Annotated in this window: 7 protein-coding genes and 3 pseudogenes; 1 reads left to right on the top strand and 9 read right to left on the bottom strand. The window is 67.2% G+C overall.

The features are described 5' to 3' along the window. Positions 1 to 161: 161 nt before the first annotated feature. Positions 162 to 881, top strand: a pseudogene (locus BFF76_RS24980) (NF041680 family putative transposase); the annotation flags it as partial. 26 nt (positions 882 to 907) lie between these two features. Here the strand turns inward: BFF76_RS24980 and BFF76_RS32485 are convergent. The 9 genes and pseudogenes from BFF76_RS32485 to BFF76_RS24950 all read right to left on the bottom strand — a co-directional run. Further along, a pseudogene (locus BFF76_RS32485) lies at positions 908 to 1,075 on the bottom strand (ISAzo13 family transposase); the annotation flags it as partial. A 73-nt stretch (positions 1,076 to 1,148) separates the two neighbouring features. After that, entirely contained in the window at positions 1,149 to 1,745 is a 597-nt protein-coding gene (locus BFF76_RS24975; RefSeq protein WP_065849105.1) for a hypothetical protein, read from the bottom strand. A gap of 28 nt (positions 1,746 to 1,773) precedes the next feature. Next, positions 1,774 to 2,547 carry an IS21-like element helper ATPase IstB gene (gene istB / locus BFF76_RS24970; protein ID WP_065849104.1) on the bottom strand — a complete coding sequence of 258 codons (774 nt, stop codon included), beginning with the start codon at positions 2,545 to 2,547 and terminating at the stop codon, positions 1,774 to 1,776. Between the two features lie 109 nt (positions 2,548 to 2,656). After that, on the bottom strand, positions 2,657 to 3,241 hold the full coding sequence (locus BFF76_RS34835) for a Mu transposase domain-containing protein (protein ID WP_465270529.1): 585 nt from the start codon (positions 3,239 to 3,241) through the stop codon (positions 2,657 to 2,659). Next, positions 3,187 to 3,903: a DDE-type integrase/transposase/recombinase gene (locus BFF76_RS34830; RefSeq protein WP_465270528.1), complete on the bottom strand. Its 717-nt coding sequence runs from the start codon at positions 3,901 to 3,903 to the stop codon at positions 3,187 to 3,189. The genes BFF76_RS34835 and BFF76_RS34830 overlap by 55 nt, the downstream gene beginning before the upstream one ends. Positions 3,904 to 4,083: 180 nt before the next feature. Beyond that, positions 4,084 to 5,598, bottom strand: a pseudogene (locus BFF76_RS24960) (ISAzo13 family transposase); the annotation flags it as partial. Between the two features lie 99 nt (positions 5,599 to 5,697). After that, positions 5,698 to 6,795, bottom strand: coding sequence for a helix-turn-helix domain-containing protein (locus BFF76_RS31660; protein WP_079122481.1), 1,098 nt, complete (start codon positions 6,793 to 6,795; stop codon positions 5,698 to 5,700). 7 nt (positions 6,796 to 6,802) lie between these two features. Further along, complete coding sequence (locus tag BFF76_RS24955; protein WP_053930544.1) at positions 6,803 to 7,021, bottom strand: hypothetical protein; 219 nt, start codon at positions 7,019 to 7,021, stop codon at positions 6,803 to 6,805. Positions 7,022 to 7,791: 770 nt separating this feature from the next. Further along, positions 7,792 to 9,098: helicase associated domain-containing protein (locus BFF76_RS24950; protein WP_208604879.1), on the bottom strand; the 1,307-nt coding region annotated here is incomplete at its 5' end.

Here is a 9,098-nt window from a genome sequence, read left to right as displayed (position 1 = left end):
GGTGGGGTTGAGCCTGAGGGGGCGGGCTACGCCCTCGCAGTCCTGGAACGGCCTTTCTGTTGAGCGGTCCTGACGGATATTCGTGAGGGTTGAGGAGTTGCATTCAGTCTCCTTGCCCTTCGTTGCTCGTTTCGGCGTGTACTCAGCCGACGAGCTCGGCCCGAGAAGGCGGCGAGTTCGTCTTCGGTGACCCGGCCACCTGGAGCACACACGACATTCAGACGGTGACCGCGACCCGCCTTTACGGCAGCGCCACCGCACGGGCCTGGGACCGGCTCCACCCGAGACTGACCCACCGCTCGGCCTGGACCGCCGAGCTGGGCGACCTGCCGGTCATCGAGGGCACCGTAATCCGTCTGCAGGTCGAGCACCTGCCCAGCGGCGCGACACCGAAGCTGGTCTGGCTGTGGTGGTCGGGCACCGACGCCACCGAAACCACCGTCGACCTGCTATGGCAGGCATTCCTGCGACGCTTCGACATCGAACACACCTTCCGGCTCTTCAAACAGACCCTGGGCTGGACCTGCCCGAAGATCCGCAGCCCCGAAGCTGCCGATCGCTGGACCTGGCTGATCCTCGCCGCCTTCACCCAGCTCCGGCTCGCACGCCCACTGGCGGCAGACCTCCGACGGCCGTGGGAGAAGCCGGCCCCGCCCGACAGGCTCACCCACGCACGAGTCCGCCGCGGTTTTCGGCACCCCCGCACGGAGGCCGCCTGCCCAGCCGAAGCACCGAAAACTGCCCGGCCCGGCCCGGGACGCCCACCCGGCAAGAACAACCAGCCCACTACCCGCTATGACGTGCACACAGTTGGCAGACCAGGCTCCGCGAAGCCACGCACGAAGAAATCAACGACCCCGCGTCCACGCCGCACAGGTTAAAGATCAATCTAAGAGATTGCAGATCATTAACACGTTGTTTTGATCTTGTTGTCCTCGCCGGCCTGTGCCTGGACCCGGTCCTGAAGGGCGGCGAGGGCCGTGGGTGGGGTTGTCGGCGGTGGGATGGTGATGTCGTGTGCCTTGAGCAGTCGCCGGTTCTTCAGGAGGGTGCGGTGCATCGCGGTGCGGCTTGTCGGCGTACTCCTGTGAGTGCTCCACCGAGTACGGAGATATGTGCACCAGCAGGGAGGCGGTGAGCCAGTCACGTCACCCCGCGGGCCTGGCGGTGGTAGGGCGATGAACCTCCAGGATGACTGCGGTGCCGGCCACGGTTCGGTCCTCGTGCATGGTGATCTGCTGGCCGGGCTGGACGTGAGTCCAGTGGGAGGGGGTGAGAGGCACGAGGCGAACCGTGGCTCGCCCGCCGGGCTCCAGATAGGGCATGTCCTCAACCCAGAGCCGGGCAATGCTGACCGCACGTCCACCGGTGGGCGAGAGGTGGCCGATGTCCCACATGGGTCGCAGAACACCGGCGCCGGAGATTGGCGTCGTGCGTCGCGCCTCGGCGGCAGGGCGGAGCGTCAGATCCGCCCGGATCACGCCGTTGCGGATCTCGGAGCACCGCCAATGGCACCAAGCTGTGCTCCGCTCGAACCAGAGCTGCTCAGCCGCGTCGGCGAGCTTCTCCCAAAACGCCAGCGGGAGCGAGCGACCGTCCCCGAGCTCCTCCAGCAGGCCCAGGGCGATCTCCCACTCGTCATGGACGAGGTAGTCCCAGATGTCTCGCACCGTGATGTCGTTCTCGGTGGCGGTCTCTTCCGGAACCAGCAGGGAAGCTGATTCGAGCAGCTCAGGGACGTCCATGCGCTCATTGTCGACCACGCGAAACCTATTAGGCTGCGCTTTCCTGGTCTCGCTCAATGGCAGCGAGCCGGTTCTTGAGCCGGTAGCTGGGGCCGTTGATGGAAATCACGTCGCAGTGGTGCAGGAGGCGGTCGAGGATGGCGGTGGCCAGGACCTCGTCGCCGAACACCTGTCCCCATTCGCTGAAGGTCTTGTTCGAGGTCAGAATGATCGAACCCTTTTCGTAACGCTTGGAGATGACCTGGAAGACCAGGTTCGCCTCCGCGCGTTCGAGGGGCTGGTAGCCGACCTCGTCGACCACGAGGACGCTTGGCCGCAGGTAGGTGCCGAGCTTGTTCGTCATCCGGCCGGCGGCCTCGGCGGCCTTGAGGTTGCGGACCATATCGTCGAGGCTGGTGAAGTAGATCGAGTAACCGGCCCGACAGGCCGCAACCGCGAGAGCGACGGCGATGTGCGTCTTGCCGACCCCGGGCGGCCCGAGCAGAGCGGCGTTCGCCTTGCCCTCGACGAACGAGGGGGTGGCCAGGTCCTTGACCTGGCGCGGGTCGAGCTCGGGCTGGAACGAGAAGTCGTACTCATCGAGCGTCTTATGGTGCGGCAGCCGGGAAAGCCGCAAACCCTGGCGGAATCGGCGGTCGTCACGGACGGCCAGTTCCTCGGAGAGGACCAGGTCGAGGAAGTCGAGATAGCCCATCTTGCCCTCGTCGGCCCGCCGGGTGTACTCGTTGATCGTTTCGGCCAGGTGGGGCAGGCCGAGCTTGCCGGCCGTATTGCGGATGCGGGTGAAGACCAGCTCGCTCAAGACGTTTCCCTTGTGCTCGGACGGGTGGTGAAGGGACGGGTGCCGGTCAGCTCGTCATAGACCGACAGCGGACGGCGGCCGACCTCGACCTGGGTGACCGCGGCCCGGTTCAGCAGGGCCGCCAGCGGCCCGCCTGCGGGCCCAGGGCGTCGTGGCGGCGGGGCCGCGGCAGGCCCCCGTCACCGGTGGTAACGCGGCGGCCGGCTCCCGTGGGCAGACCGTCCCAGTGCTTCTCGTCCACGATACGGGCGCCTCGTCCGACCGCCCGCGAATGGACGGCCAGCAGGGTCTGGCCACTGCGATCCGGGGCAGTGGCATGCAGCATGATCTGGGACTTCGTTGCCCTGACGTCGACCAGTTGGCGGGGCCGGACCTTGCGGGCCGGCACCGAGTAGAGATTCGCGTCGAAGGCGACGAGGCAGTCCTTGCCGACATGGCGGAGATACCGCTGGGTGACCACATAAGGCGTCTGCGGAAGCGGGCGCAGGGCCACGTGGTCCCGGATCGCGCGGAGACCGATGACCTCGCCGTCGGTGCCGTGGCCCTTCGCCCGCCGCAGCGGCACCCAAGCAGTGAACGCGGCGTTGAGTTCCTCGACCGAGGAGAAGGCCCGGCCGGCCAGGACGTGGTCGCGGACGATCAGCACCTGTCGCTCGACCCTGCCATTGCCCGTGGGCCGATAGGCGGCCAGCACGTCGGGATCGAAGTCGTAATGCCCGGCGAAGGCGACGGCCTCCGGATGGAGGGGGACGGCTTCACCTGGTGCAACGTGCCGGCCCGGCGGACCACCGTTTTGGTGCGGTCGTAGACGACCGACATCGGAACTCCGCCGAAGTGGGCGAACGCCTGACGGTGGCAGTCGAAGAAGGTGGCCAGGTCCTGGCTGGTGGTGAAGCAGCAGAACGGATCGCGCGAGTAGGACAAGGTCATGTGGAAGGAGTAGACCTTCGGGATCCCGACGTGGGCGAGGATCTTTCCCTCATCACCCCAGTCGACTTGGGCCTGGGCCCCGGGCACCACCTCGAACCTGCGGTGCAGGCCCGCCAGTTCATGCGGGCTGATGCCCAGTTCCTCCGCGATCCGCGGGCGGGCTTCCTGCAAGTACATCTTGATCCGCTGGTAGCTGCCGGTGAACCCGTACTCGGCCACCAGGCGCTCGTGGATCACTGCCCCCTTGAGCAGGATCTCGGCCCGTAGCATCGCGTCGATCAACGGCGCGACTTGATCTGCCATCCGCCGGTACGGCTGCCCGTTAGGAGCCCTTCGCGGCGGCGCGACCGGCGTCTCGCCCGACAGATACTTTACGACCGTGCGCCGGTTCAGCCCGGCCTCCTTCGCGATCTCCCGCAGGCTCATCGCCCCGGACTCATACAGACCGCGAAACCGCCTCAGCTCCAACCAGCGATGCGGATCCAAGACCACTCTCGCCGCCCTCCACCGACCCCGAACAGGACGGCAGAAGACTCTCGCGACACCGGCCTCACCGCCTCAGAAACGGTGCACGTTCATCCGTACGCGGTGGTGCACGTTCACTTGTACGCCGACACGGCTGGTGCCGAACAGTACGGCGAGGGGTTCCGCGGCCAGGGCGGCCCGCATGTGGAGCACGGTGGCCAGGACCTGGTCGGCGAAGGCCAGCCGAGGCGGCCGACCGCGCCGGATATCCCCGTCCGGGGCCAGGGTCTCGGTGAGGTCGTTCAGTTGCTGGCGGGTCATCCCGGTCAGTGATGGGTCGGAGAGCAAGGCCTGGTCCCACTCCGGATCCGGCGTCTGCGGGGCCCAGGCCGCCGGGGTCACGGGTGATGGGTGGGGGCGCAGTGCGTAGTTCCAGGCGCCCTGGAACGCATGCCGGGTCAGCGGCAGGGCGGCCATCTCCGCGTCTTTGATGCGGACTCCGGTCGGGTAGGTGTTGGTGTCGAGTTCGGCTCTCACACGCAGTCCGGTGCGGGTGGTGGTCGCGGCGATCAACTGCACGATGACTTCGTGGCTGGTCAGCGGGCGGCCGCTCCAGTTCATGGTGATGTGCGAGAAGAGCCGGTGCTCGATCTTGTTCCACTTCGATGTGTTTGGCGGTAGGTGACACACGGTGATCGTCAGCCCGGTTTCAGCTGCGAGTTGGGCCAGCTCGAGCTTCCAGGACCGGGTGCGGTAGCCGTTGGATCCGCCGGCGTCGGCGGTGATCAGTAGCCGTGTCGCCCGCGGGTAGGCAGCCTGGCCTTGGCCGTGCCACCAGCGGCGGATCGATTCCACTGCGAACGCGGCGGTGTCGTGATCGGGGCCGACGTTGACCCAGCCGGTGTTCGCGGTCAGATCGTAGATCCTGTAGGGGACGGCTTTGCCCAGCTGCGGGTCGGCGAAGTCGTGGACGCTGACCGGGACAGGCTCGCCGGCGGGACGCCACTGGCGGCCGCTGTTCTTGAAGTCGCCGACGAGCTCCTTCTTCTTGGTGTCCACGCTGGTGACCGGCTGGCCGGCGTCCCGGTAGTTGCGGGCCTGCTCGTTGAGGTAGCGGAACTGGGCGTCCCGGTAGTTGCGGGCCTGCTCGTTGAGGTAGCGGAACTGGGCGTCCCGGTCCGGATGCTGACTGCCCTCGAGCGTCTTCGCGTTGGCCTGAAGACTGAAGCCTTCCTCCCGCAGCAGGTCGCCCACGGTATCGGCGCTGATCCGGTGCCCGGCCCGGGCCAGCTCCGCCGCGAGCGTACGGGTCGATTTCACCGTCCACCGCAGCGGCGACATCGGGTCTCTCCTCGGGCTCTACCAGCGCCAGTAGTGCCGGCCGCAGCCCCGGATCCAGATCGGCGACCCGTTTGCGTCCTCCGGCGGGACGCCGGACCCGCCCGAACGGCTCCTCTCCGGATTCCAGCTCGAACACGCCATTGCGACCGTCGTCTCGCTGACCCGGGCCGCCCGAGCGACAGCGCGGATGCCACCATGCCCCAGCAGCCGGGCCTCGGTTCCCATCAGCAGCCGTCGCTGCCGCTCGTCCAGATGTGGGAACAACACCGCAAACTTTGCGGAGAGTTGGTCACGGGTCTCGTCCGGGATGCGCATACCAGACCAACGAGCCCCAGGTCGGGGAGCAACACCTTGATGATCTGCAATCCCTAAGGGCTGTCCCGTAATCGATCTTCAGACGTGCTGGAGACCGAATCAGTACTGCGGCCAGCGAGCATGGTCCCTCCGGGGCTTTCTCGAGAACCATCGGTCGACGATACGAGCCATGCGCTTCGGCGGAGCCGCGGGCACGTCTTCCCTAACCACGTAATGCGTCTGAGGCGCCAGGAGGGCCGTGTCGGCCTGATGGCTTCCGGAAGGTTTGGGAGGTGACAGCGGAATGTGCAAGAGCCGGGTGCTGAACTTCACCCTATGAGAGGGGCGTTCATATCGGGATGGTGTTCGGATGGGCAGCCCAGAGCGAGTGTGCCCGGCTGGCGGGAGGGAGCGTCTGGGGCCTCCCCCGATGCGTGGTGTTGCGTCGCTGTGGGCGTAGTCGCTCACTACTTGGTCCCGAAGGTATTCGAAGTCCACGCCGTCCACAGCGGTGGTCATCAGCAGAACAGGGCGCTGAGGTGGCCGGACCGCAGGGGCGCCCGCCACTCTGATCTTGGCAGCGGCCGGCGACCGGCGGGCATGAAATTCCGCGATTCGGTCCCAAGCCCTTTCCCACTCGCGGACCTTGCCCGGGGAAGCATCCAGAGCCTCCATGAACGCCGTGACATGACTGCGCGAGGGCACCGCTCCCCCGCGCAGAACTGCGCTCAGGCTGCTCTTCGGTAGCCGAAAGCACCTGCCGTCGGCTGTGCGCCCGGCCTTGGCCTGTAAGACTCCTAGCGACGGCTGGCCCTCTTCGGCCCGTACATGGATCATCGCCCGGCGCAGCTGGCCGAATGTTTCGATGACTTCCGGATGAGTGAGTGCCGAGCGCACGGAGGTGGCCAGGTCCTGGAACTCCGCGACGGTCTCGTCGTGGAGGCGGCTCTCTTCTTCCGAACGCCGCGCGGCTTTCCATAGGCGAACGGCCTCTGCGCGGTCGGCGTCGCAGGCTTTCGCGTATGCCTCGACGAGCTTGCGGGAGGGAATTTTCCCGCTGGCGCCACGCGAGAGCATCGAGGCCGTGAACTGGTATCCAATCAGTTTGGCCATCGCCTCGTAGGTCACCCCCCGGCGCTCGCGCTGGGCACGTAGCCACAGCGCGAGCGCTTCGGCGTCTCGGGTTCCTGCGGCGACGGCGTTCTCACGCCGTCCCATGGGTGAGTCAGACTGCCTCAGACGGCAATTCTGCCGTCATACGCATCGCCTTCAGTGACCTGACCGAGATGTAAAGGGCTCCCGCGATGAACTCGAGAGCCCCGAACATCGGCAGGCCGGCGAGCGCGAGAGCCCCCGCCACGAGGACGACGACGAGGATGATAATGACCTCCCCGGGCGTCAGCGCACCCGGGGAAGGGCCGGGCGAGAAGACTAATGAACGCATGCTTGTTCTCCAATTGACGTCGTACTCATGCCCGGTGCGGACATGAACTTGGGCTGCACCGCGAACAGTTGACGGGGACTTCCAGGTCTGGTCCGTCGACCGCGGCGATCCTCTCACCAGTTCCGCGGCCATCACAATGTGCGGCTCTCCGGGCATCGGTGTTGATTCACGAACGTCCAGGGCACAGGTCCGCGATGCAGGCGACCGGGTGGAGGAGCCGGCAGCCAGGTACCGAGTTGCTGCAGGTCAGGGAAATGGGGCCAGCATTTTCATTCATTTTCGTTCATCCGGCGTTGCCGAAGGCGCGCGCGCGATGACACCCTCCGTAGCAACGCTGCCTTGAGTATCCGTACCCGAGGTTCCCCTGGCGTCGTGGCTGCACCATGAAACAGGGACCGGGCATCACCGCGTTCCAGCGCGGCGCCCAGAGGGTGGCCCCCATCCCCAACCGGATGCGGGCCACCCTCCACAACCGTCCGACCATGCCGAAGCGATCGGCCGGTCAACAACAACCCACCATGCCTCGCCCCTGGCTTCGTCTGCTCGTCGAGGCGCCGTGCTGCCTTGTCCTGGCTCTCGCCTCACCTAGTGGCATTCGCGGAGTGCGGCTTCGGCGTCCAAAGGTCGCTGGCATTGTTCCAGCTGTGGGCGCCACAGGCGGCGTCGGGCTTCGGTGCGATCGCCGCGGAAAACAGCTGGATCGTTCGACGCCGGAAAGCATGCATGCCGTCAAGTTGGCGGAGCCCACGGGAAGGACGGTGCGGACGCTGCTACCAGCGCATGTTCAAGACATCGAGCGCGCGGATCCGCTCTGCAGGGAGACGCTCCTTGCGGCGGCGGGCGTTGCTGATCCACTGTCCGAGACGTACGGGTTCCCCGTCGAGGACTTCGACGTGGCGCTGGGGAACGTCGAGGTGGCCTTCCCGACGGTGGAAGGCGCGGGCGGCAGCCAGGCCCTGCTCTGGCTTGCGGGCGGCCGGTTTCCGTTTTTCTGGGGATGGCTCGGCCTTCTGGATCAGGTCGAGATCGGCAAGGAGTTGTTGCTGGTTGGGGTGCAGGCGTTCGGGGTGGAGGCGCTGTTTGTGCAGCCACTCCCCCAGGCGGTGTCCGTCTTCGGTGTTGTAGTCGCGGGGCACGTCGGTCAGACGGTGGCCGGCCGTGTGATGTCTGCGGGCAGCGTGATAGGCACGGTGCCAGGTCAGGGGCCAGGGCGGGTTCCAGTGCGGATCGAGGTCCTGGAGGGCTTGGGCGCGGGCGGGAGCGAGGTCGTCGGCTCGTTTGCGTTGGGTGGCGAGCCAGCGGCCGAGGGCGAAGCCGTCCTGGTGGTGGTCGACGGGGGCGGCGAGGTGGCCGTGTACGGCGGCATAGGCGGTGGCGTGGGCGAGGCCGCGGTCGAAGGCGTGCTGCTGGGGGTTCCAGATGATGCCGAGGCGTTCGAGGGCGTGGGTGCGTGCGGGGTCGAGGGCGCCGGTGGTGTGGAGGTGGCGTTGCCAGGTCAGCCAGCGGCCGAGGGGGTAGCCGTCGGGGTCTTCGTGGGTCTGGGGGGCGTCGAGGTGGTGGTGGGTGCGGTGGTAGCGGCGGGCTGCGGTGAGGCCGCGGCGCCATTCGGCGCTTTTGGGGTTGAGGACGCGCAGGGTGAGAGCGAGGGCGACTTCTTCTTGCTGGGTGGGGCGTTCGAAGTGGAGCCAGGCGCCTGGGTCCTCTGATCCGAGGGTGGGGCGGTGGGTGCGGGGGTCGGCGAGGCGTGCGGTGAGGCGTTCGTCGTGGGCGCGCAGGGCTTGGACGGTGCGCCACAGGGGGGTGTAGGCGTCGGCGCCGAGGAGGTCGTCGGGGTCTTCGTCGGGGGTGAGGTAGACGGGGACGATGAGGGTGGCTTTTTTGCCTGCGCCGGGGGTTTGTCGTAGGGCGCGGCCGACGGCTTGGACGGTGTCGACGGGGCTGTTCTTGGGGTCGGCGAAGACGACGGCGTCGATGGTGGGGACGTCGATGCCTTCGCCGAGGACGCGGGCGTTGGACAGGACGGCGGGTTGTTCGGGGTGGGTGTGGGTGGCGAAGTCGAGGAGGATGCGGCGGCGGG

The sequence above is a fragment of the Streptomyces mutomycini genome, assembly GCF_001700505.1.
GTDB classification, from domain to species: domain Bacteria; phylum Actinomycetota; class Actinomycetes; order Streptomycetales; family Streptomycetaceae; genus Streptomyces; species Streptomyces mutomycini.
Note: the sequence above shows the minus strand (reverse complement) of the source record. Positions and strands in the feature narration are given on the sequence as shown.